The organism is Reichenbachiella faecimaris (assembly GCF_900176375.1).
GTDB classification, from domain to species: Bacteria; Bacteroidota; Bacteroidia; order Cytophagales; family Cyclobacteriaceae; genus Reichenbachiella; species Reichenbachiella faecimaris.
In genome coordinates this window covers 389,274-410,349 of record NZ_FWYF01000001.1, presented here as the reverse complement: position 1 = coordinate 410,349, position 21,076 = coordinate 389,274, and the positions used below count along the sequence as shown (strand labels likewise).

23 protein-coding genes are annotated in these 21,076 nt (G+C 39.5%); 11 read left to right on the top strand and 12 right to left on the bottom strand.

Features of this window, described 5'->3' with window-relative positions:
* Positions 1-32: 32 nt before the first annotated feature.
* On the top strand, positions 33-1,367 hold the full coding sequence (gene argH / locus B9A58_RS01660) for an argininosuccinate lyase (RefSeq protein WP_084370688.1): 1,335 nt from the start codon (positions 33-35) through the stop codon (positions 1,365-1,367).
* Between the two features lie 192 nt (positions 1,368-1,559).
* Here argH and B9A58_RS01655 read toward each other — a convergent pair whose 3' ends face one another.
* The 8 genes from B9A58_RS01655 to B9A58_RS01620 form a co-directional block, all read right to left on the bottom strand.
* A complete protein-coding gene (locus tag B9A58_RS01655) occupies positions 1,560-2,018 on the bottom strand; it encodes a MarR family winged helix-turn-helix transcriptional regulator (RefSeq protein ID WP_084370687.1) in 459 nt (152 codons plus the stop codon).
* Position 2,019: 1 nt separating this feature from the next.
* Positions 2,020-2,385 (bottom strand): VOC family protein, encoded by a 366-nt coding sequence (locus tag B9A58_RS01650; protein ID WP_084370686.1) that lies wholly within the window; start codon positions 2,383-2,385, stop codon positions 2,020-2,022.
* Between the two features lie 551 nt (positions 2,386-2,936).
* Positions 2,937-3,383 (bottom strand): J domain-containing protein, encoded by a 447-nt coding sequence (locus tag B9A58_RS01645; protein WP_084370685.1) that lies wholly within the window; start codon positions 3,381-3,383, stop codon positions 2,937-2,939.
* 101 nt (positions 3,384-3,484) lie between these two features.
* Entirely contained in the window at positions 3,485-4,048 is a 564-nt protein-coding gene (locus B9A58_RS01640; RefSeq protein WP_139793705.1) for a hypothetical protein, read from the bottom strand.
* A 16-nt stretch (positions 4,049-4,064) separates the two neighbouring features.
* Positions 4,065-4,541: a VOC family protein gene (locus B9A58_RS01635; protein ID WP_084370683.1), complete on the bottom strand. Its 477-nt coding sequence runs from the start codon at positions 4,539-4,541 to the stop codon at positions 4,065-4,067.
* A gap of 2 nt (positions 4,542-4,543) precedes the next feature.
* Complete coding sequence (locus B9A58_RS01630; protein ID WP_084370682.1) at positions 4,544-5,425, bottom strand: sensor histidine kinase; 882 nt, start codon at positions 5,423-5,425, stop codon at positions 4,544-4,546.
* On the bottom strand, positions 5,422-6,564 hold the full coding sequence (locus tag B9A58_RS01625; RefSeq protein WP_084370681.1) for an FIST signal transduction protein: 1,143 nt from the start codon (positions 6,562-6,564) through the stop codon (positions 5,422-5,424). The genes B9A58_RS01630 and B9A58_RS01625 overlap by 4 nt, the downstream gene beginning before the upstream one ends.
* 120 nt (positions 6,565-6,684) lie before the next feature.
* Positions 6,685-8,139, bottom strand: a complete 1,455-nt coding sequence (locus B9A58_RS01620) for an aminotransferase-like domain-containing protein (RefSeq protein ID WP_084370680.1) — start codon at positions 8,137-8,139, stop codon at positions 6,685-6,687.
* 86 nt (positions 8,140-8,225) lie between these two features.
* Here B9A58_RS01620 and B9A58_RS01615 point away from each other — a divergent pair, with 86 nt between their 5' ends.
* From B9A58_RS01615 to B9A58_RS01595, 5 genes are read left to right on the top strand one after another with little or no spacing between them, the layout of a single operon-like run.
* Positions 8,226-8,888: a pyridoxamine 5'-phosphate oxidase family protein gene (locus B9A58_RS01615; protein WP_084371935.1), complete on the top strand. Its 663-nt coding sequence runs from the start codon at positions 8,226-8,228 to the stop codon at positions 8,886-8,888.
* 24 nt (positions 8,889-8,912) lie between these two features.
* Complete coding sequence (locus tag B9A58_RS01610; RefSeq protein ID WP_084370679.1) at positions 8,913-9,425, top strand: gamma carbonic anhydrase family protein; 513 nt, start codon at positions 8,913-8,915, stop codon at positions 9,423-9,425.
* 3 nt (positions 9,426-9,428) lie between these two features.
* On the top strand, positions 9,429-9,914 hold the full coding sequence (locus B9A58_RS01605; protein ID WP_139793704.1) for a hypothetical protein: 486 nt from the start codon (positions 9,429-9,431) through the stop codon (positions 9,912-9,914).
* Entirely contained in the window at positions 9,911-10,438 is a 528-nt protein-coding gene (locus B9A58_RS01600; RefSeq protein WP_084370677.1) for a DinB family protein, read from the top strand. The genes B9A58_RS01605 and B9A58_RS01600 overlap by 4 nt, the downstream gene beginning before the upstream one ends.
* Positions 10,431-10,961, top strand: a complete 531-nt coding sequence (locus B9A58_RS01595) for an acyl-CoA thioesterase (protein WP_084370676.1) — start codon at positions 10,431-10,433, stop codon at positions 10,959-10,961. The genes B9A58_RS01600 and B9A58_RS01595 overlap by 8 nt, the downstream gene beginning before the upstream one ends.
* On the opposite strand, the gene B9A58_RS01590 is transcribed toward B9A58_RS01595, so the two are convergent.
* Complete coding sequence (locus tag B9A58_RS01590) at positions 10,958-11,662, bottom strand: 16S rRNA (uracil(1498)-N(3))-methyltransferase (RefSeq protein ID WP_084370675.1); 705 nt, start codon at positions 11,660-11,662, stop codon at positions 10,958-10,960. The genes B9A58_RS01595 and B9A58_RS01590 overlap by 4 nt on opposite strands.
* 233 nt (positions 11,663-11,895) lie before the next feature.
* Between B9A58_RS01590 and B9A58_RS01580 the strand changes: the two genes are divergently transcribed.
* Together B9A58_RS01580 and B9A58_RS01575 are read left to right on the top strand one after the other, a co-directional pair.
* Complete coding sequence (locus B9A58_RS01580) at positions 11,896-14,061, top strand: glutamine synthetase III family protein (protein ID WP_084370673.1); 2,166 nt, start codon at positions 11,896-11,898, stop codon at positions 14,059-14,061.
* Between the two features lie 122 nt (positions 14,062-14,183).
* Positions 14,184-15,014 carry a tetratricopeptide repeat protein gene (locus B9A58_RS01575; RefSeq protein WP_084370672.1) on the top strand — a complete coding sequence of 277 codons (831 nt, stop codon included), beginning with the start codon at positions 14,184-14,186 and terminating at the stop codon, positions 15,012-15,014.
* Here B9A58_RS01575 and B9A58_RS01570 read toward each other — a convergent pair.
* The 3 genes from B9A58_RS01570 to B9A58_RS01560 all read right to left on the bottom strand — a co-directional run bounded on the left by B9A58_RS01570 (position 15,011) and on the right by B9A58_RS01560 (position 18,484).
* The gene (locus tag B9A58_RS01570; protein WP_084370671.1) at positions 15,011-15,592 is read right to left on the bottom strand and encodes an FISUMP domain-containing protein; all 582 of its coding nucleotides are present in this window, start codon (positions 15,590-15,592) and stop codon (positions 15,011-15,013) included. The two genes, B9A58_RS01575 and B9A58_RS01570, sit on opposite strands and share 4 nt — an antisense overlap.
* A gap of 19 nt (positions 15,593-15,611) precedes the next feature.
* Entirely contained in the window at positions 15,612-17,486 is a 1,875-nt protein-coding gene (locus B9A58_RS01565; RefSeq protein ID WP_084370670.1) for a hypothetical protein, read from the bottom strand.
* A 122-nt stretch (positions 17,487-17,608) separates the two neighbouring features.
* Positions 17,609-18,484: a DUF2911 domain-containing protein gene (locus B9A58_RS01560; RefSeq protein WP_084370669.1), complete on the bottom strand. Its 876-nt coding sequence runs from the start codon at positions 18,482-18,484 to the stop codon at positions 17,609-17,611.
* Positions 18,485-18,551: 67 nt separating this feature from the next.
* On the opposite strand from B9A58_RS01560, the gene B9A58_RS01555 reads away from it, so the two are divergent.
* The 3 genes from B9A58_RS01555 (at position 18,552) to B9A58_RS01545 (ending at position 21,072) form a co-directional block, all read left to right on the top strand.
* Entirely contained in the window at positions 18,552-19,157 is a 606-nt protein-coding gene (locus B9A58_RS01555; protein ID WP_084370668.1) for a DNA-3-methyladenine glycosylase, read from the top strand.
* 30 nt (positions 19,158-19,187) lie between these two features.
* Positions 19,188-20,522 carry a leucine-rich repeat domain-containing protein gene (locus B9A58_RS01550; RefSeq protein WP_084370667.1) on the top strand — a complete coding sequence of 445 codons (1,335 nt, stop codon included), beginning with the start codon at positions 19,188-19,190 and terminating at the stop codon, positions 20,520-20,522.
* A gap of 79 nt (positions 20,523-20,601) precedes the next feature.
* Positions 20,602-21,072: a YybH family protein gene (locus B9A58_RS01545; RefSeq protein ID WP_084370666.1), complete on the top strand. Its 471-nt coding sequence runs from the start codon at positions 20,602-20,604 to the stop codon at positions 21,070-21,072.
* Positions 21,073-21,076 lie beyond the last annotated feature (4 nt).

The window sequence follows — 21,076 nt, the reverse complement described above, 5'->3', positions numbered from 1 at the left end:
CAATGACGGTTCTAAAATTGAAATGATTGAACATGAAACTCTGGGATAAAGGAACAAACGAAGTATCAAAAGAAATAGAAACCTACACAGTAGGCAGAGACCGTGAATTGGACTTGCTATTGGCGCCGTTTGATGTGTATGGGTCTATGGCTCATGCCACCATGCTGGAGCATATTGGACTGCTGACCAAACCTGAATTGGAGAAGCTACTCGTAGAGTTGAAAAATATACTGGGCGTAATCAAAGCTGGTGATTTTGTGATCGAGGATGGGATTGAGGATGTACACTCACAGGTGGAATTGCTGCTTACAAGAAAGCTAGGAGATACTGGCAAGAAGATACACAGTGGACGTTCTAGAAACGACCAGGTTTTAGTCGATTTGCGTTTGTTTATTCGTGATGAGATTCGAATCATTACCGAGTTGGTGGGAGAGTTGTTCCACACGCTCAATGACCTAAGCAAAAAACATAAAGATATCCTTATTCCGGGCTATACACACTTGCAAGTGGCTATGCCATCTTCCTTTGGCCTTTGGTTTGGTGCTTATGCAGAAAGCCTCACAGATGATTTACAGTTGCTTTTAGCCGCCTATAAGATCGCCAATCAGAATCCATTAGGTTCTGGAGCTGGCTATGGTTCGTCATTTCCTTTGGATCGCAAGATGACCACTGAACTGCTTGGATTTGAAGATCTGAGCTACAATGTAGTCTATGCCCAAATGAGCCGTGGGAAGGTAGAAAAATCCGTCGCCTTTGCCATGAGCAGTATCGCAGCCACACTTTCACGCATGAGCATGGACATCTGCTTGTACAACTCACAGAACTTTGGTTTCTTGAAACTGCCCGTAGAGATGACGACCGGGTCGAGCATCATGCCACACAAGAAGAACCCTGATGTATTTGAACTGATTAGAGCCAAAATGAACAAGCTTCAATCACTGCCCAATGAAGTGACACTCATTACTACCAACTTGCCGTCTGGCTATCACAGAGACATGCAGACGATCAAGGAGACATTCTTGCCTGCTTTCGCAGAATTGAAATCAACGCTAGAGGTATGCACATTTGCCATGAAAAATATCGAGGTTAAATCGGACATCTTAGACGACCCTAAATACAATGATCTATTCAGTGTAGAAGAAGTGAACCGTCTGGTGAATGAAGGCGTGCCTTTCCGCGACGCGTATATCCAGGTAGGCAAAACCATTGAAGCAGGAGGGAGCACCCTCAATAAATCAGTGAATCACACACACTTAGGCAGTATCGGCAATCCTGCCAATGATGAGATCGAAAACAAATTAAAAAATGTACTGAGTGGTTTTGGGTTTGAAAAGGCCGATGGGGCGATTGGGAAGTTGGTGAAATAAGTCGAATCACAGCTGATGCTGGCGCAAACTTTTTCTTGCTAGGTTGTATATGTTATGCGATTTTACTTTTAGAGCATTTTAAATGCCTAGGAACACACAGTCGCAATATGATTGCGACCAAGTATGAATGGAAGCACCGAACCTTCGGTTGGCACTTTTCCCCACATTACGTATAGCCAATATTGGCGGTTTTTATTCGTCTTTGTTTCGTTCGGTCAAATCCACCAAATTCTGATTGAATGAGGATAATTTATCCCCTAAAGCCGAAAAGAAATCCATATCGGTATTTTCAACTGCTGTCAGTGCTTTCTGAAGGACATTTGCACCTTCATTTGTCAATTTTATGACTTTGGCTCTGGTGTCTGTTGGGTGTTCTTGTCTGCTAATAAATTTCTTTTCTTCCAATGTCCGCAAAACTTTTGAAACCATCATTCTGTCTGCGTTTCCTTGATGAGCAATGTCAACTTGCGTAACATTGTTGTTTTCTCTCGAAAGCCAACCTAATGCGGCCAAAAGAACAAATTGTGTCTGTGTCAAGTTTAAAGGGTCTAAAACTTTTTTGTGTTTTCGTTGCCACAACAATGTTACTTGTCCCAAAAGATAACCCGGACTTTCATTCGGACTTTTGAACTTAAACTCAATTTTTTTCATTTTAAGCGTTTGGTTGTAAAAAAGTCAAAGTGTAGCCGTCGGGGTCTTTCACAATTACAGTTTTTCCAAAAGGTGTGGTGTTGACTGTTCCTAAAATTGCAATTCCTTTCGCTGTTAGGTCTGCTTGCAAATCTTCAATTGTGCCCTCAATAGCGAACCAAAGTTGAACACCAACGCCAAGTTCTTTGTCGTCTATGTTCGTCACAGGCGTTCTTATAGCAAAACTTGCTTCGCCCTTGTTGAACTTAAAAACATAGGCATACGGATTTGACAATTCGGATACTTCAAATCCTAATTTGGTAGTGTAGAAGTCTTTTGAAACTTCTAAATCTCTTACTTGAAGAGATGCAAATTCTAATCTTCTCATTGTATGAAATATTTTTGTTGCCGCAAATATAATATATACGACAACAATATAATAATATTTTTTGTTTCTCAATTTTTAAGCCGTTGAAAAATTTGATGTTTTGAAGTAAATAAGGGTACATTACCTTAGATCCAGAGGAAAAAAACCTATTAGCATTCTGGATGTAAAAGAATAACCTCTGAAATCGACCTCATCAAAAAGAATTGTGTCAAATGTAGTAAGACATAAAATACCAATAATGGTGGTAAATAGTTTCTTAGATAAGTTAGGTTTATTAAAAAATGCTGATAGGATCAACATTATCCCTTGGATCAATCCTAGAATAAGGATGACGTTATAAAAATCAATTTCTAGCTTCAAATGGCACTGGCTGAGTTAATAATGGGTCAGCGAACGATATAAGTTCCTTTTACTAATTTAAAGAATTTGCTGTGAATATTTCAAAATTTGAATTGAGCATATTATATTCTAAAGCTTTTTTGAATGAATAAGTCTTCCTTATTCTTTGGATTCCTTTTCGAGATATTTTATTTGGGTAGAAAGATGGCTGCTTAAGCCATCTCCAGATCCCGCTTTGATTTTCTATAAAGGAAGGAGTTGAAGATGTTTCTTTTGGCAAAGCGGAATTGTTTTTCTGCATTCACGAACTTGAGATACAAGTTTCTATTTACCCCAAAGTACTCGTATGTGGTGCCGTCTGTGAATGATACTTCCAGAAGCAAGCCTTTGTGTTTGAAGTCAGCAATTCCTGATTCTGTGGTGGTTTTGGTGTATTCGTCCAGATTGGCCGCTTTAGTCTCTGGTGCAATGCTCACTAAGAAGTGATACGCGTCAATGATCTCCTGGCTTTTGATTTCAGCTTCAGATTTTTTGACCTCGTCTTGAAACTTGTCTGGATGCCATTCTTTTACCAAATTTCTATAGGTAGATTTCAACTGCTTCAGATCTGTGTCTGCTTCTACGTTGAATAGCTGTTTGTATGCTTTGACGCGTTTCATAGGGGTGTATTTATTTGCAGGCGCAAAGCTACGGATTAATTCTGCCAAAAAACCATAAAGCGAATAACGAGTGATAAAGAGGTGAAGTCGAACGTCAGAACCTATCTCTGTGAAGCAGTCACTTCCCAGCCCTTATTCATTTTAATCACATCACGGTCAGCGTTTTTTAGCATCAGATGCAGTTTGATGCCATAGTAGATGAGTGGGACACTTACCCCCATCAATCCCAGGCCTAATGCAGCATGGCTGCTGATTGTGACTATGCCACCTGCTGCTGCACCTCCACCCAAGAGCAAGGATGTGGCACTGGAAGCACTTACCACAAATCGCACCGTGCCTGTAATGGGGTCTTTGCTTCCCTCATTGTAGGCTGTGATTTTTTTAATGTTGGCCATGGCCAGCTTTTGGGTACTGTTTTTCTGTTTTAGATGAAGTGCTGTTGTAGATCCTCCAGTGAATTCACCCACTAGCTTTTGATGGTCATTGGTTTTGATTTCCACTAGCATCCCTGTAGTTAGGATTACTTTTTGCTCCGTTTTGAAATGAATAAAAGTGAGACTGTCAGATACATCCTGTGCAAACAGTGCATCTACCGAAAACAAAAAGATCATAACCAGTAGGCTGATGTGTATTTTTTGTGTCAATGAGGTTTTGGTCGTAAGCATGAGTTTTAGGATCAAGTTATTTTTCAAACAATTGTACCCGATTGCCATCCGGGTCCAAAATGACGACCATGCGTTTATTTGTGAGGTCATCCGTAACCACGCGGCCATTGAATTGAACTTGTTGACCTTCAAGATACTCAATCCAGGCATCAAACTGATCCACCTGAAAGCCGAATTTGAAAAGGCCAATTACTTTAGTCTTGGCATTATAGTTTGGAATGACTTCTTGAAGACTTATGGCTGAATTCAATTCAATCAATTCCAAATTGGCTGGGCCATTAGAAAGGTTGGCCTGTTTAAACCCCATTTCAGGAAATTGTTTTTGATTCAATATCTCATACCCTAAAATCTTTTGATACCAAACTAATGCGCTATCTATATTGCTGACAACTAGGGCATTGAAGTATGGGGTGAGTGCATTTGGTGGGGTGCTTTGCGCATGGCTTTGAAAACAAAAGCAAATGGAAACAAATATGATAGTCAACCACTTCATAACTAAATGCCTAAGGTCATGTTTGGGATAGTCACAGTAAATTTGGTGCCTTCCCCAAAGGTAGACTCCACCTCGATTTGGCCACTGAGTTTTTCCAAAGTTTCTTGTACAATGTACAAGCCCAACCCTGAGCCCTTGGCTTCTGGTGAAGCGCGATAAAACATATCAAATATGTGATCCAAATATTGCTCCTCAATACCCACACCATTGTCTTCGATTTCTACTTTGAGCTCTGTGGCTGTGATCTCAGCTTCTATATTGATAAAACTATCTTCAATATCTGGTTTCTGATATTTAATGGCATTAGAAATCAGGTTATTGAAGATGATGGAAAGCCTGCGATCATCACTGTATAGCTTGGCATGATCGTCTATATTGATCAGTTTGAGTAGAGTGGAGCAGCCAGGCATATAGTTCAAGTGCTTGAAGCTTTCGTCGATTATGGTAGTGAAATTGACTTCTACACAATTGACCTCTAATCTGGTATTTCTCGAATAGTCAATAATGTCACTGATAAATCTGTCGAGTTTTACTGTGCTATCTCTGAGCAGCTTTAGATAGCCTTTGATATCGTATTGGGTATTTTCATTTTCAATGATATTGAGCAAACCCAGAATCGAGAGGAGTGGAGCACGCAGATCATGCGAGGTGCTATAGACAAAACGATCCATTTCCTCGTTTAGCTTTTTAAGTTCTAGATTAGAATCCATCAATTCATCTGAACTCAGATCCATCACTCTTTCTACGAGTTTTTGATCTCTTTCGAAATTATCATAGAACTCACTGATACTATTGAATAGTGGCCCAAGATCATCTGGAATACCTTCACCATTTGAGTATTTTTTGATTTGCCGATTCAATATTTTGTTGTACTCAGACTTCATACGAGCTCTTTAAAGGTGGTAATGGTCATGGTATGGTTGTGAAGTGCGCTCTTTTGTTTTGGAGCCTGAGGGGCAATTTCTCCATAAGAATAGAAACCAGCCATTGGCATGTCATCACCAAACGCGGTTGTTACTCCTTCTATTTCTTCATTGATCCAGTCCTGAAGTACAAACTGTCGGCCAACACAACTGACACAAATAGCCAAATCAGGTTTTTCTATTTCAAAAGGTTCCATACTTGAAATAGCAGCTTCTCCAGCCGCATCAATCAATGAATTCACATTGGATCGCATCATTCTCACTTTGGCACCTTCAGGCATGTCACCAGCAAAAAGTGCTCCTCCATTTTCTGGATTATAATCCAAAAATGCTCTCAATAACCGTTCATGTCCATGGTCTGTTTTTATGCCTAGGGGATAAATCCTTATGGCTTCGACCATATCTTCAAAAAGACCATCAAGGTATTTTTTATAGAAGTCCAGTATGGGTTCTTCGTTCAATTCGAACAATATATTATTGGTTGATTTAGTGATAAATCGCTCAGGGCCAAATGGTGTCCAGCCTGCTTTTGAGGAATGACCGATCTTCAGATGCTCCCCATAAAAACCAATGCCGATGACTTTGCCTTCTGTACCAACTGTATTTAGCCCTGTATAAGTAGATGAAAATGGGTCGTATGCACCTGCTAGTCCTCCAGTAATGGGTACAGCTTCTGATAGATTGAATTGAAGTCCAGTGAGAAGGTGGGAGCCATTGATTTTATTACCATTAGAAAAAATCATAAGGTTAGATAACCCGTCTTTTTCTATTTGGGCAGAAATGTGTGCGCCTACGTCAAAACTATCTTTTACGTCGTCCAGATTAATTTCTAAAGTTTTGATTGTGGTTTTTTCGAAGTGCAGTGCCGTAACGTTTAGAGTGTGTTGAGACACTTTTCCGGCTATGATTTCTCCTGAGCCAGAGCTTACTACAATTTCAGCATTTGGGTAAGTGGATCTAACTTCTCCAAACAGATTTTGATCTTGTACCAGATCAGTAGACCCAAATACAAATACCAGCTGGGCATTTGATCCCAACCCTAGGTCGGATAATATTTTCCAACCTGCTTTTTTATTCCATTTTCGTTGCTCTACACGCATTCAATAACCTTTTCATCATGTAAGGATCCACAGATAGCTGGCAGGAAAGGCAGTTGTAATTCTAAATATATCACAAGATATTTAAACTAACGATGATTGATCGTAATAACCAAATAATTTCTACGACTGGAGCGATTTATTGACTAAAAGGGACTGAATGGCCTGTGAGAGTAGTGCTGTGTTGCTTTCAATTTCATCCAGAGACATGGAGGCAAAACCAAATCTGCAAGCATATTCAGTGTGTTCATAAATATCAATTTTCAAACTAAGTTTTAGCCTATGGGCTGACTCTATCAGTGCCGCAATTTTTACGTTTTTGAAAGCGACCCATACGGCCATGCCACCATCAGGAATTTCAAAATTTATTTCATCTGCCAAGGTTTCCTTGAGTCGTAAGCAGAATAAATCCCTGCGCGCTTTGTATGTATTCACAGCCTTTTTAAGAAATCGATCAATTTCATTGCTGGCAATCATTTCTGCCAATGCCCGCTCCATGATTGGGTCACCCAATTTGTCGATAATCATGCGAAGTTGACCACATGACTGAATGATTGATGAATGAGCAAACATATAACCTATGCGAATAGAGGGCACAAGGATTTTACTGAATGAGCCTATATAAATAATTCGTCCGTTTCGGTCTATACTTGCCAGTGGCAAGATGGGTGAACGATTATAGTGGTAATCGTAATCATAGTCATCTTCTATAATGTAGAAGTCATATTTTTCGGCCAATTCAAGCAGTCGCATTCTGTTTTCCACAGGCATGGTCACTGTAGTAGGGTATTGGTGGTGGGGCGTCACATACATGGCTCTAATCGCCTTGCTTTTGGCCGCTTTTTCCACTGCGTCTAGGTCTAGCCCATTTTCTGCTACAGGTACTTTTATTAGATCTCCGCCAGCAGTGATGATGGCTCGATCTGCAGAATGATAATTTAATTCCCCAACAACAACGCGATCACCTTTTTCCAACAGTGTAGCAAAAGCCAGATAGATAGCCATCTGACTGCCTCTGGTAATTAGAATGTTGTCAACATTTCCATTGATGGCTCGGGTAGCAGACAGGTAAGAGGCTAGATTCTTTCTTAACGTATTTTCTCCAAAATAGTGATTGCCCAGGAGTACGGATTTTCCTATGGCTCCTTTAGAAACTGATCGAGCCGTTTTGAGCAACAAATCAATAGGTGCCAATCTATAGTCTGGCGTACCATCATCTATTACGTGTTCGCCTCGTGGTATGTCATATTTAGTTGCAATACTAGGCGTGCTGGCTGGTAATTGGCTTGCGGCTTCACCCAAAGGTCTCAGTTTGATTTCAGGAAGTGATTCTTTAATGAAGGTACCTTTAGTAGGTATGATTTCCATCCAGCCTTGTGCCATGAGTTCATCATAGGCTTGTAGAATGGTTTTCCGATTGACCTTTAGAAAAATAGCCAATGATCTGCTTCCTGGCATTTTAAAACCTTTTTGAATTCTTCCCTGCATGATTTCGCTGATGATTGTATCAGAAATTTGGAGATAGACGGGGCGCGTGTCAGATCTATTAATCGTAATTATGGATTTCCAAGGTAGCATAACTGGACCAGTTGTTTTGTGATTAATGGATTACAATGATAATCCAGTTGATTGATACATTTGACCTGAGATTAAAATTTATTACAATGGAACAATACGAAAAGACAGCTAAAAACAAAGTAGTCAGAGGCGCCAAAAGGGCAACTTATGACAAAGAACAGGTTTTTAATATACTGGATGCAGGTTGTATTTGCCATATCAGCTTTGTGATGAATGGAGAACCCTTTATCATCCCTACGGCTTATGGGCGCGACGGAGAAACCATCTATGTGCACGGCTCAGTAAAGAGCAGAACGATAAAGGCTGTAAAAGAAGGTATACCTGTTTGTATGGCTGTCACTCATCTGGATGGGTTGGTGTTGGCACGATCAGCCTTCCACCATTCGGCCAATTATAGGTCTGTGGTATTATTTGGAACAGCAGAGGAGGTGGAGTCCAATGAAGATAAGAACCATGGGCTTTTTGTGATTACCGAAAATATCCTCAAAGGCAGATGGGATGAATGTCGGGTACCGAGCCAAAAGGAATTGGATATTACTTCTGTATTAAAATTTAAGATTGATGCGGCTTCCGCCAAAATCAGGACTGGAGACCCTGTCGATGAATCGGAGGATTACAATCTTAATGTATGGGCGGGGGTATTGCCCATCAACAATCGTTATGATGAGCCAATTCCAGATCAAAAATTACGAGATGATATAGTCGTCAGTGACTCGGCTATACTTGCATGGCAGAATTCAAACGAATAGATTTGTTGTAAACAAATCTTGGGTATGAGTTTGATCAGAAAACTGAATGGCATAGAGCCAAAATATGGAAGTGATTGTTGGTTTGCAGAAACGTCAGTGGTGATAGGAGATGTTACTATGGGGCATCATTGTACAGTTTGGTACAATGCTGTGGTTCGTGGGGATGTCAATTCCATTACCATTGGAGACTATACCAATATTCAGGATGGAGCAATTATTCATTGTACGTATCAGAAAGCTGCAACCGTGATTGGCAATCGTGTATCTATCGGGCACAATGCCATTGTGCATGGATGCACACTAGAAGATAATGTATTGATAGGAATGGGAGCAATTGTGATGGATCATGTGGTTGTAAAAAGTGGTTCTATCATTGGTGCTGGTGCTATTGTATTGGAAAATACCATTATAGAACCCAACTCCATTTATGTAGGTAATCCAGCTCGAAAAGTGAAAGAAATAGGAGAAAAAGGCCTTGGCATGATCGAACGAACGGCAGACAACTATGTGAAATATGCTGGCTGGTTTAAGGAGTAAGCTATGATACTTCGTCTCACATTTTTTCTTTTATGGATATTAGGCGGTTTTGGCTTGCATGCACAAACCATGGAGGAACAGGTGACGATTTATTTGGAAACGTTTTTAGACCAAAATAAATCTACCATTTTTGACAAAATGCTGAACGACTCTGAGTGGACTACCTCTGATCTTATGGGAGAGAGCAAGATAAATTTTGACGCCAATAAAAAGTTCAAAAGAGAGAATGGCGGTTTTCAGGCCACCACCAATAAGGTAAGAGGACATTGGTATATCCACAATGAGTATGTAGTACTGGAAGTGAAGAAAGTAAAAACGCCCATGTACATCTTAAAAAATGGAGATCAGATTGTATTGATTGATGATGACCAAATTGACATATTGAAACAATTGCTTACTGAAGCCTCGTACAAGGATGGTGCACTAAAGCCTTATAGTTACGATGAAATTTTCACTTTTCTCAATGGATTTACTTTAGAAAACAAATGATAAAGATTGCGAAACCTGAAGTCAATGAATACCACGAATTTTATGCAGGCTACATAGGCCATGTGGGTGAGACTGACGTAGTTCAATTGATTGTAGAGCAGAAGACTGATTTTATTCAGTTTATCCATGCCATCCCAGACGATAGGTATAATTACGCCTATGCAGCAGGCAAGTGGACCATCAAACAGTTGGTCAGGCATATCATAGATGCCGAACGGATGTTTGGGTTTAGAGCCATGTCTATTGCGAGGGGTGAAAAAGCCAAACTTCCCGGATTTGATGATCACCTCTATGTCGAAATGGTTGATGATTCCAAAAACTCCATTCAGGATTTATTAGGAGAATTTGAATCCTTAAGAGAGTCTCATATTGAAATGATTTCTAATTTCACCAGTCAGGCCACAGAGCGAATAGGCAATGCCAATGGATCTGACATTTCGGTTCGGGCAATTATATTTATAATTGCAGGGCATGTGGCCCATCATAAACAAATCATTACCGAAAGATATTTAGAGCATGTTTGAATTTGACCCTTCTAAGAAGTATCAAAAAACGACCAAATCAAGGTCAGTTATTCGTTTCCAAGATTGTGACCCATTGAAGCATTTGAACAATGCTAAGTATTTCGATTATTTCTTTAACGCCAGAGAGGACAAGGTTCCTAAATTGTATGGGATGCAAATGTCCGAAATTTATAAGGCATTTGATGCTATTTGGGTGGTTTACAATCACCAAATAGCCTATATCAAACCTGCAGGAATGGGTGAATGGGTGAAGATTTTCTCAAGGATTATCTGGCACAACCACAACTCCATGGTCGTGGAATATTTCATGACAGATGATGAAGAAACAGAGCTGAAGACTATGCTCTGGACGAAGCTTAGATATGTCAATGAAAAAGGGCAATCTACCACACATCCCTCAAAATTGGTGGAATTCCTATCATCCGTTTCTTTTGATGATATCGATTATGAAGATATTGATTTTGATATGCGGGTTCGTCAGCTCAAAAATGAAGTGGCAAACGCTGCCATAAAAATTTTCTAAAGACCCTGGTTCACCAGATTGATGGTGTGGACAGCAGCAAGTCCAGCAGTTTCTGTACGTAGCACATGTGTGCCCAGGCTTACCAATTCATAGTTTGAGGATTTAAGTAGTTCCACCTCATCTGGCGAAAAGTCCCCTTCAGGTCCAATGAGGATTAGGCACTGGGTATGGGGTTTGATCTTCTTTTGCAGCAGGTCTTCAAGACCAGTCTCGACGTAGGCAGCGAATTTTTCAATAGTGTCTGATTGTTGAGAAACAAAGGCTTTGAAACTCACCAATTCATTGATGGTACACTTCCAGAAATTTTTGGACTGCTTCATGGCACTGATAGCCTTTTTTTCTAGTCGTTCCAGATTGACTTTTTTTCTCTCAGATCTTTGGGTTAGAATCAAAGAAACTTCATCAACTCCCATTTCACAGGCTTTTTCCACAAACCATTCCAGCCGATCCATGTTTTTTGTTGGAGCTATGGCGATATGAACACCATAGTTTTTTTTCTCTTTCTGCTCTTTTTTTAAAATTTCAAAGGCACACTTTCTTGGGTTTGCATCAGTGATTTTGGCTAGATAGGTATGCCCTTGTCCATCCATTATGGCTATTTGATCTCCGTTTTTTGCACGAAGCACTTTTATCAGATGAGCTGATTCTTCAGCACTAAGCGTAGTGGATTCTTCAGGATTGGGGTGATAATAGAAATTCAATGGTTTGCTTTTCGGCTAAATTAATGAAATGTTGAAAGTTAAAGGATGCGCAAAAACAAGGAATATTGATAAATACGTAATATTTGATCGAAAAACTGAAAAAAGTAGCAATTCAGGTGTAAAAATTACCTGTTTAGATAAAAAAATACGAAATATGAAAGTGAATAGACTAAAAACGGAAGGGAATATTTATTTTTGTTCAATCAATTTGAAATATAAACTATACACATAACATGGCGCATTTAAGATTCAAAGCTCTGGACATGGTACAATCCAGAAAGAACGTTGAATTCCATTTACCAGAAGGCAAGATCTCGGACTTCTTTGGAGAACTGGCTTTTGGTTCAGACCAGATGAGGGCTTCACTTTCATCTGACGTCTTCAAGAAAGTAGACAAAGCCATCAAAAGAGGTAAAAAAATTGACGCAGAAACAGCCGAAGCTGTAGCTGCAGCAGTGAAGACCTGGGCGATGAGCAAAGGGGTAACGCACTATACGCACTGGTTTCAACCATTGACAGGTGCTACTGCAGAGAAGCATGATTCTTTTTTCGATCCTTCTAAAGGCTTAGAACAATTCAAAGGAAGTGCGCTAGTTCAGCAGGAGCCGGATGCTTCTTCATTCCCTAATGGAGGAATTAGAAGTACTTTCGAAGCCAGGGGATATACAGCCTGGGATCCAAGTTCACCCATCTTTATTATAGATACTACACTTTGTATTCCTACAATTTTTGTAGCATATACTGGTGAAGCGCTCGATTACAAAGCGCCATTGTTGAAATCAATGGATGCAGTAGATAAAGCCGCGACTAAAGTCTGTAAGTTGTTTGACCGTAACGTCACTCAGGTAACAGCATCTTTAGGATGGGAGCAGGAATATTTCGTGGTGGACAAAGCCTTGTATGCGGCACGACCAGATCTGGTCATGGCGGGAAGGACAGTGTTCGGTCATAATCCAGCCAGAGGCCAGCAGTTGGATGATCACTACTTTGGTACAATCACCCCTAGAGTATTCGAATTCATGAAGGAATTTGAATATGAGTGTCAGCGATTGGGTATTCCTGTGATGACTCGTCACAATGAGGTGGCACCTGCTCAGTTTGAGTGTGCGCCAATGTATGAGGAAGTAAACAAAGGAACGGATCACAATCAGTTGTTGAAGGATGTGATGGACAAAGTGGCTTTGAAACATGATTTGAAAGTGCTTTTCCATGAAAAGCCTTTTGCAGGATTGAATGGAAGTGGAAAGCATAACAACTGGTCGCTATTGACAGATACTGGAGTGAATTTATTTCAACCAAGCAGCAGTGCTCGGGAAAATTTACAATTCCTGGTATACTTAGTTTGTACTTTGAAAGCTGTACATGAGCATGCAGATTTGCTAAGAGCCAGTATTGCATCTGCAGGGAATGACCATAGATTGGGAGCCAATGAAGCACCTCCAGCTATCATTTCAGCATTTATTGGAGAGCAGTTGACAAGTGTTCTTGATGAATTAGAAAAGAATAGAGATGTACAAGTAGACAAAGGTGATAATGTATATATGAAATTGGGAATTGATAAAATTCCTGAAATCATCCTGGATAATACTGATAGGAACAGAACTTCTCCATTTGCCTTTACAGGAAATAAATTTGAATTCAGAGCTGTGGGATCTGATGCCAACGTGGCCAACCCAATGACTGTTTTGAATACCATAGTGGCAGAGAGGCTCAATCAATTTTATGCGAAGGTCACTGGTCGTATAGACAAAGAAGGAGTGGATAAGAAATTGGCGATCATAGGCGAACTGAGAGAGTACATCCTACAATCTAAGGCAATCAGATTCGAAGGAGATGGCTATTCTCAAGAATGGGCAGATGAAGCTGAAAAAAGAGGATTGTCTAATGTAAAAGATACGGCAAGAGCACTTGATTTTTATGTGAGCGATGCGGCCAAGGCGGTATTTAAAAACAACAAAATCATGACTGACATTGAGATTGACGCACGTCATGAAATCATGTTGGAAAACTACATCATGAAACTTCAAATAGAATCTCGTGTGATGGGCGATTTGGCACTGAATCATATTTTGCCTACAGCTATTGCTTATCAAAACAAGCTGATTAAGAATGCGCAAGGTCTAAAAGAGCTAGGTATAGATAATACAGAAGTAGTGGAAACTATTAAGCAAATATCTGAGTATGCATCTAGTGTGAAAGCTAATACTCTAGCCATGATTGAAGCGCGTAAAAAAGCGAACGACATAGAAGAGAGCAGAGAAAGAGCCATTGCATATTGCGATAATGTAAAAGGTGAATTCTTTGATAAGATCAGATATGCAGTGGACAAATTGGAATTGTTTGTAGACGATGAAGATTGGCCATTAGTTAAATACAGAGAAATGTTGTTTATTAGATAATTCATCAAATAAACAGGACTAAGTAAAAGCTTCGATTCATTCGAAGCTTTTTTTGTTTGTACCCACTAGTTTTCAAAGCTTGTGATAGTTTTGTGCTAGTATCAAATAAATAAACTTCTATCATGCGTCCATACTTAGTACTGGCCATAATTCTCCTATTTACCTCATGTGGCCCCAACAATAAGCAGAATCGAATTAAAAAAACCTTTGAGTCAGCTACACAAAAGCTCAATGATGCTTATTATGAAGATGCCATTGCACTGTATTCTAAAGTATTGGAGATGGATCATGAGATAGTGGATGCTCATCTGAATAGGGGTGTGGCTTATTATGAGACTGGACACTACGCATTGGCTCTGGCGGATTACAATCAGGTGAGACAGGTTCGCCCTGACTTTGATGACGTATTATTCAATCGAGCCTACACCTATCTCGCTATGGAGCGATACGACATGGCATTGAGTGACTTGAATGTTTTGAAGAAGCTACATCCAGATACGGCATTGGTATATAGTATAGAAGGATACGTGTATGGTCAGCAAGAAAAGTATGTGCAAGCAAAGAATAGCTTTGAAAGTGCCATAGCCAAAGACAACAAGCACTTTGATTCTTGGACTAACCTGGGCGTAATGAATTATCACCTGAAGGCTTATGAAGAGGCAGAAGAAGCATTTAATTCTGCTTTAAATATTCGAAATAATGCACCAGAAGTCTTGAACCCAATATCCTTGGTTTACTTAGCGCAAGGCAAACTTGAACTTGCAGATTCTGTGATAGATGTTGCCATAGGAATAGTAAAAGATCAGCCATACTTCTTAAACAATAAAGGGTTGATTCAGATCCATTTAGGCAACTATGAGTTGGCAGATTCATTAATTGTTAGAAGTCTACAACTGGACTCTACTAATGCCCTGGCTAAGGAAAATTTGGCATTGTTAAAGTCTAAGCTTTAATAGTCTTTGACACAACGTACACTGTTTCTGTGTGTCTGATTGATTTGATCAGAACTGAGGTATTCTTCACCTGTATGAAAGGTGATTAATCCTGGTGCTTTGGCATTTAGATCAGCCGTATTCCAATAGTAGCCATTGACGCCTATATCAATATAGGAGCCATCCTGTTCTCCAAAACCTGACATTTTAATTTCAAGTCCACTATCTCCACCTTCTTTGATCTCTGCTGCAGCAAACTGCACCCCACCATAAGATGTGGTAAGCATATCCCATTCCTCTTGGGTAGAAAGATGCCACCCTGTAGGGCATGCGTCCATGGCGGCTGTCCAGGCATAAAGTCTACCATAAGAGTTGCAATACTCTTGATAGTTTTTGTAACAGAAAGAGCCCTCTTTTTCAAAATTAAGATTGGTGGTAAACCATTCTCTGACAAGGTTTGTTCCATCTATTTCAAATTCTAAAATGACAGTTTCGTACTCTTGCCTATCTCTTGGGTCATAAAATACACCTGCGAGTTCTTGTGCGAACGCCGAACTTAGGCCCATCATAGATAATAGAAATGTAATGATCGTTTTCATTTAAAGTAGAGTTAAGTCTTTAAAATTTTTTTCCTCGAAACAATTTGCCTGTTTTGATTCTCACCTTGCTGTATTTCACCCCATGATTGCCTGAGGTCTTATGTCCATAGCCATTATGGTCATGGCTGTAGTGAGAGATGATGAGTTTGCCTGTTTCTTTGCCTTCTATTTTATAACTGAAGTCCTTATAAATCTGCTCAGTAGGATAGGTGTCTATGATTTCTTTTATTCTCAATCCCCCAAATAAGTACGGATTTAAGTGTTCTTTGAAGTTTGAGTCTTTCATGTTTTCGGAGAAATGACTTGATATTTCGTCATCTATTTCCTCGAACTCCTGATGATCATAAGCAAATTCAATTGTTCTACTATTTCCGTAATCTACTTTTTTTAGTATTCCAGCTTGCAAGTATTCCAGAGAATAATGCTTTGATTTCCCTTCCTCTTGAAGGAGCTTTTCTGGCTGACTATAATTGTAAAAGTCTGAAGGGGTAATGTTGTATAAGTCTTCCTCACCATTGTAATACCCCCATAGGTCGCGAGCATGACTTTCTTTGGATGGGAGCATGGCATCTTCTTCATAGCTGAATTTGTAGCCTTTGGATTGCGTTCTGTTTTGTGTGTTTAAGCTATCTAGCTTTAATCTTTTGTACAAGAAGGCGTCATTCCCGAATAGGTCTTCATTAAAGTAGGAGTAGAAAAATCTGCTGGTGCTGATTACATCACCAGATTTAGAAACTATAACCTCGTCTAGCTGTTGACGCGCATATCCTTCTGGTATTTCTGTTAAATATTTTCCACCAGCCAGTTCCGATTTTTTGACTTTAAGCTCATTTTGAAACTCTTGTTCAGATTTATTGAAAGCTACAGTATAGTCTCCATTCGTGATTGATTTGAGGTAAACATCACGGTGCTGGTTCTCTGATACGATTTGTACATTTTCAATGCCTGGCGGAAAACAATAAGATGAGTAATGCAAATCCCAAATGTCGCCATCATTGATATTCATTTTATGGCTCGTACTATTACTGGCAAATGGGCTAGAGCCACTTTCAGTAATGTCATATTGAAATTGTGCCGTGGCGCCTTGTGGAGATTTTACTTCAGTCAAATACCATGAAGTGGTGGCTTGATTGAAATGTTCGAGAAAATGAAGCTTATGAGAATCCAGCTTATAGTCATAGTAATTGTCGAATGAATTGGTAATTTCTCTTGCTTTGAACGTATACGAAAAACCTCGACTATCTGTGGCTGTCCAGTAATTGTCTTTGACATAAAATCGAACCTGAATTTTTCTAGGTTGGATCATATTGATTTCTATATATGCTTTGTTTGGGTCATGATCAGGGGTCATCAAAAATTTACCCTTCATTCCCATGATATCAAAAAAGAATATATCAGGATCTGAATCGATTTCTCCTGCACAGACTTTTTGATGAAATTCATCATTTTCATTTTCCTCACAATCATCAAAGCAGGGCTTGATATGCTCAAAAGGATAACCTAATGCTTTTTGTGTATCTGTTTCCTCTGTCACGGAAAAATCATTTTCTCCACGGATGATTCTTGTGATAACGCCTCCAGCATTTAATCGCCAACCCAGCCCGACCCATGTGGCTTCTTCTTCTACCTTAATACCTATGGAATGATAGGTTAATGAAATCGGAATGTACAAATCTTTGTTCACCAGCGTTTTGATGGGGTACTTTATTTTGGGTATGCCGTATTTCGAACCTACTGGATGATCACAATACTTTATGAGTGCTGAAGCCTCAAAAGATGGTGGTGTGACCTTATCAATTCTGAGCTGTGCTTGCGCCAAATAGGGAGTAACGAAGGTGAATAAGAAAACGGCCTTACGTAGGATACTGGCAGGTGAGAAGAGTGCTTTGATCAATACTGATGGGATTATTTGATTTGTAAATATAATACAATCGTTCAAAGCCCAACTTCAATGGATAGGAATAAAAAAAGCCATTCTGCAAAGCAAAATGGCTTCCATAATTGGAATTTTATTGATTATTTCAAAGAAGCAATGAGATCTTCGTTTCTTTTGATGTAGCCGAAATCACCACCTTCAAAAGCTTTAGCAGCAGCCATAGACTCCTTTGCTACTTTGATGGCTTCTTTCTTGTTGCCTTGCTTAGCTAGTATTTGAGCTTTCACATGAACATTCCAGAATTGCGTACTATTGTCTCCTGTAGCCAAATAGGTGTTGACCCAGGCCAAGGCCTGATTCAGATCCTTATCTGCTGATAGGTAATATCTAGCCGCAGTCATCAGGTTTCTTGGATTCACAACTGTGTTTTCTGCAATTGCCTTCATCACTGTCTCATCAAAAGATACTTGTACAGGCACGTTTACAGCCGTGTTTTCCCAAGCCAATTGAATATTAGCATTTTCGCTGTTCTCGCTGATCTCTGAAATATTGTAAGTCAGTGTACCAACAGTTTCAGTCAGTTTAGAAGACTTTACTTTTGCTTTTAGCGCAGCTTTGCTGTCGTCATAGGCAGACACGTTTCCTCCTAAAGAGATGTCTGAATAGAAAACAACTTCCCATTCAGAAGCTCCAGGAGTAGCTAAGAATAGATACTCTCCAGCAGCTAAGTCCTGTCCAGCTATTTTTACGTCGTCACTAAATTTTACAGTAGTACCAGCATTTGCGCCAGCTCTCCATAATTGACCATTTGGGACCAACGCATCACTGTCACCAAAGATTTTTCTGCCTTTCATTTGAGGTCTAGAGTAGTTGATTTCAATCTCAGTAAGACCCACTGTAGCTGATACTGAACCTGCAGGGCTTGGTGCAGGTGTATTAATTTGAGCAGTTCCGTTAAAAGAAATGGCAAAAAGTGCCACTGCGAAACTGAGTTTAAACAGTTTGGTTTTGTACATAATTAAGTTCATTTTGATTGTTAAAATTACGGGGTGTTATACGTTCATCCTGATTTCAGGTTTGCGAATGAAGAAAGATAGTTTAAATATTTTGCCGAACGGCTTTTACCTCAGGTCAAATGTCGTGGAAGTAGCTAGGGATTTGCTTGGAAAAGTGCTTTGCACGGAGATAGATGGGCAGCTTTGTAAAGGAAAGATCATAGAAGTAGAAGCCTATAGTGGTAGCCATGACAAGGCTTGTCATGCCAACAATGGCAAGCGAACGCCTCGTACTGAGGTTATGTATCAACAGGGTGGTTGCGCTTATGTCTATTTGTGCTATGGTATCCATCATTTGTTTAATGTGGTGACCAATAAGGAAGGCACTGCTGATGCGGTACTTATCCGTGCTTTGGAACCCGTGAAAGGGCAATATATAATGGCGGAAAGGCTAAAATCAAATAATAAAAAGTTGACCAATGGTCCTGGTATTTTAGCTAAGTCTATGGGGATCACTACACAACTAACTGGAGCATTACTCCATGAATCTTCAGTTTGGATTGAAGAGGGCGAAATGGTCGAGGACTACCAAATCATTGAAACCACAAGAGTGGGAGTAGACTATGCTGAAGAAGATGCGTTATTGCCCTGGAGATTTTATGTAAAGAATAATCCTTGGGTGAGTAAAAAATGATCTGGTATATTTGAATTTTAAATAAATAATATGGTCAATAAAACTCTCATTACGGGATTTTTGGTATTAATCCTTGCTTTTGAATCTATAGCTCAAAATAGTGTGTTCTCAAAATCAGAAGTAGATATTGAGGCCATGGCTGAAAAAATCAGAACTAATTATGGCGAAGATTCCTTAGGAAAATTCTATGATGCTTATCTAGATTATCGTAGATATCATCGCGCACTGAAAAGATTGGAATCCTATCGTATGTCAGAAACATTAGATTCCTTACAAGAGTTGGATTTATCCAATTGTCATTTGACAGAAATTCCATCATTCGCCTATAAATGTACCAATATCACATCACTCGATCTTAGTGGCAATACCATAAAAGAGTTGCCTGATGAGTTAAACCACTTGCCTAAACTTAGAAAGATCAGATTAGATAGAAATGTTTTGTCCATAAAGAAAATGAAGGTGGCTCACCTTTCAAATATTGAAGAAATTACCCTAAAGAGCAATGAATTGCGTACTGTTCCACGACGAGTAAAACACTTGAAACATTTGAAGCTATTGGATGTGAGCTACAATGATTTGAAGCGCGTGCCCAATCGCGTAAAGCGTTTTAAGGATCTGAATTCACTTAATATTTCTGGAAACGAAGGACTAAATCAAAATTTTAAGGTTTCAAGAAAGCTGCCAAACTTGGAGGCACTGTATGCTTCAAGTATGCAGTGGACACTGATCCCAGAGGATGTTTACCAAATGACTAATCTGAAAAAACTGATTGTCCGTGAAAATAAACTGATCAATATCTCTCCTGAAATTAAGAATTTGAATCAACTCACAGAGCTCTCTTTCTATAAAAATGAATTGAGTGAACTGCCTGTAGAAATTTTTGGCTTGACAGCGCTCAAGGAGCTAGATCTTTTTTACAATCAGCTAAAGGAGATACCTGGTGAAATCTCTAGTCTTGTACAGATGAATAGCTTATTTCTGGCTTTTAATCAGATCAGTTATCTGCCTGAGTCACTTGGCGAAATGAATCTCAAGCAAATGTTTATTCATCACAACAACTTATCAAGTTTGCCCAACTCATTAAGCCAGCTGGATGCTTTGCACACCATACGTTTCAACTATAACCAATTTACAGAATTTCCTCAGTCCATATTGCTTTTGAAACAGCTGACATTTATAGACATGAGCAATAACGACATCAAACAAATCCCCACAGAACTAAAAGGAATGAACGAACTAGAGATATTGAGTATTGATAAGTATGATAACAGTATAGATGATAAAATTTATGCTGAGCAAAATGAAGAAGTACTGACTGTGCTTTATGGGAGAGGTGTGAACGTCAATTTTGGTGACCCTGATTGATACTTACTATTACATGAACGGTACTCTTTTAAGTAGGTGGAGTTTATAAATTGATTGTTAGATCAAAAAAAACGTCAATATGAATAACTCAAAATTATACGCTCTATCCATCATTGCCCTTTTCTTTTCATCATGTCAGTCCACACAGCCTGTTGTGGAACAACCCGTTGAACCTGTAAATGCTGAGGTGCTTAAAGAAACTGATCGTGCCTTTTCTCAACTTTCTTATGAAAAAGGCATGAACCATGCATTCGAAACATACATAGCAGATGATGGTGTGGTGTTAAGAAACAATTCATTGCCGATTGTAGGCAAGGATACGGTAATTAATCGTCATTTCAGTAGGCCAGATTCTACTTTTAGGTTGACATGGCAACCTATGTTTGCAGACATAGCCAAATCTGGCGATTTGGGCTATACGTATGGAACCTACTTGATTTCTTCCATAGCTGGAGATTCTTTGGGTGTGGGTAGCTATGTCAGCATTTGGAGACAGCAAGCGGATAAGTCATGGAAGTTTGTATTTGATGCTGGTAATGAAGGATTGTAATTAC

Bases quoted from the DNA above. Each gene is read 5' to 3' on its own strand.
- B9A58_RS01655 (WP_084370687.1), bottom strand. From the start codon at position 2,018: ATGAAAAAAATTGAGTTTAAGTTCAAAAGTCCGAATGAAAGTCCGGGT.
- B9A58_RS01550 (WP_084370667.1), top strand. From the start codon at position 19,188: ATGGTCAATAAAACTCTCATTACGGGATTTTTGGTATTAATCCTTGCT.
- B9A58_RS01615 (WP_084371935.1), top strand. From the start codon at position 8,226: ATGGAACAATACGAAAAGACAGCTAAAAACAAAGTAGTCAGAGGCGCC.
- B9A58_RS01555 (WP_084370668.1), top strand. From the start codon at position 18,552: ATGAAGAAAGATAGTTTAAATATTTTGCCGAACGGCTTTTACCTCAGG.
- B9A58_RS01575 (WP_084370672.1), top strand. From the start codon at position 14,184: ATGCGTCCATACTTAGTACTGGCCATAATTCTCCTATTTACCTCATGT.
- B9A58_RS01610 (WP_084370679.1), top strand. From the start codon at position 8,913: ATGAGTTTGATCAGAAAACTGAATGGCATAGAGCCAAAATATGGAAGT.
- B9A58_RS01600 (WP_084370677.1), top strand. From the start codon at position 9,911: ATGATAAAGATTGCGAAACCTGAAGTCAATGAATACCACGAATTTTAT.
- B9A58_RS01645 (WP_084370685.1), bottom strand. From the start codon at position 3,383: ATGAAACGCGTCAAAGCATACAAACAGCTATTCAACGTAGAAGCAGAC.
- B9A58_RS01545 (WP_084370666.1), top strand. From the start codon at position 20,602: ATGAATAACTCAAAATTATACGCTCTATCCATCATTGCCCTTTTCTTT.
- B9A58_RS01595 (WP_084370676.1), top strand. From the start codon at position 10,431: ATGTTTGAATTTGACCCTTCTAAGAAGTATCAAAAAACGACCAAATCA.
- B9A58_RS01560 (WP_084370669.1), bottom strand. From the start codon at position 18,484: ATGTACAAAACCAAACTGTTTAAACTCAGTTTCGCAGTGGCACTTTTT.
- B9A58_RS01630 (WP_084370682.1), bottom strand. From the start codon at position 5,425: ATGAAGTCTGAGTACAACAAAATATTGAATCGGCAAATCAAAAAATAC.
- B9A58_RS01605 (WP_139793704.1), top strand. From the start codon at position 9,429: ATGATACTTCGTCTCACATTTTTTCTTTTATGGATATTAGGCGGTTTT.
- B9A58_RS01625 (WP_084370681.1), bottom strand. From the start codon at position 6,564: ATGCGTGTAGAGCAACGAAAATGGAATAAAAAAGCAGGTTGGAAAATA.
- B9A58_RS01580 (WP_084370673.1), top strand. From the start codon at position 11,896: ATGGCGCATTTAAGATTCAAAGCTCTGGACATGGTACAATCCAGAAAG.
- B9A58_RS01640 (WP_139793705.1), bottom strand. From the start codon at position 4,048: ATGCTTACGACCAAAACCTCATTGACACAAAAAATACACATCAGCCTA.
- B9A58_RS01650 (WP_084370686.1), bottom strand. From the start codon at position 2,385: ATGAGAAGATTAGAATTTGCATCTCTTCAAGTAAGAGATTTAGAAGTT.
- B9A58_RS01620 (WP_084370680.1), bottom strand. From the start codon at position 8,139: ATGCTACCTTGGAAATCCATAATTACGATTAATAGATCTGACACGCGC.
- B9A58_RS01635 (WP_084370683.1), bottom strand. From the start codon at position 4,541: ATGAAGTGGTTGACTATCATATTTGTTTCCATTTGCTTTTGTTTTCAA.
- B9A58_RS01570 (WP_084370671.1), bottom strand. From the start codon at position 15,592: ATGAAAACGATCATTACATTTCTATTATCTATGATGGGCCTAAGTTCG.
- argH (WP_084370688.1), top strand. From the start codon at position 33: ATGAAACTCTGGGATAAAGGAACAAACGAAGTATCAAAAGAAATAGAA.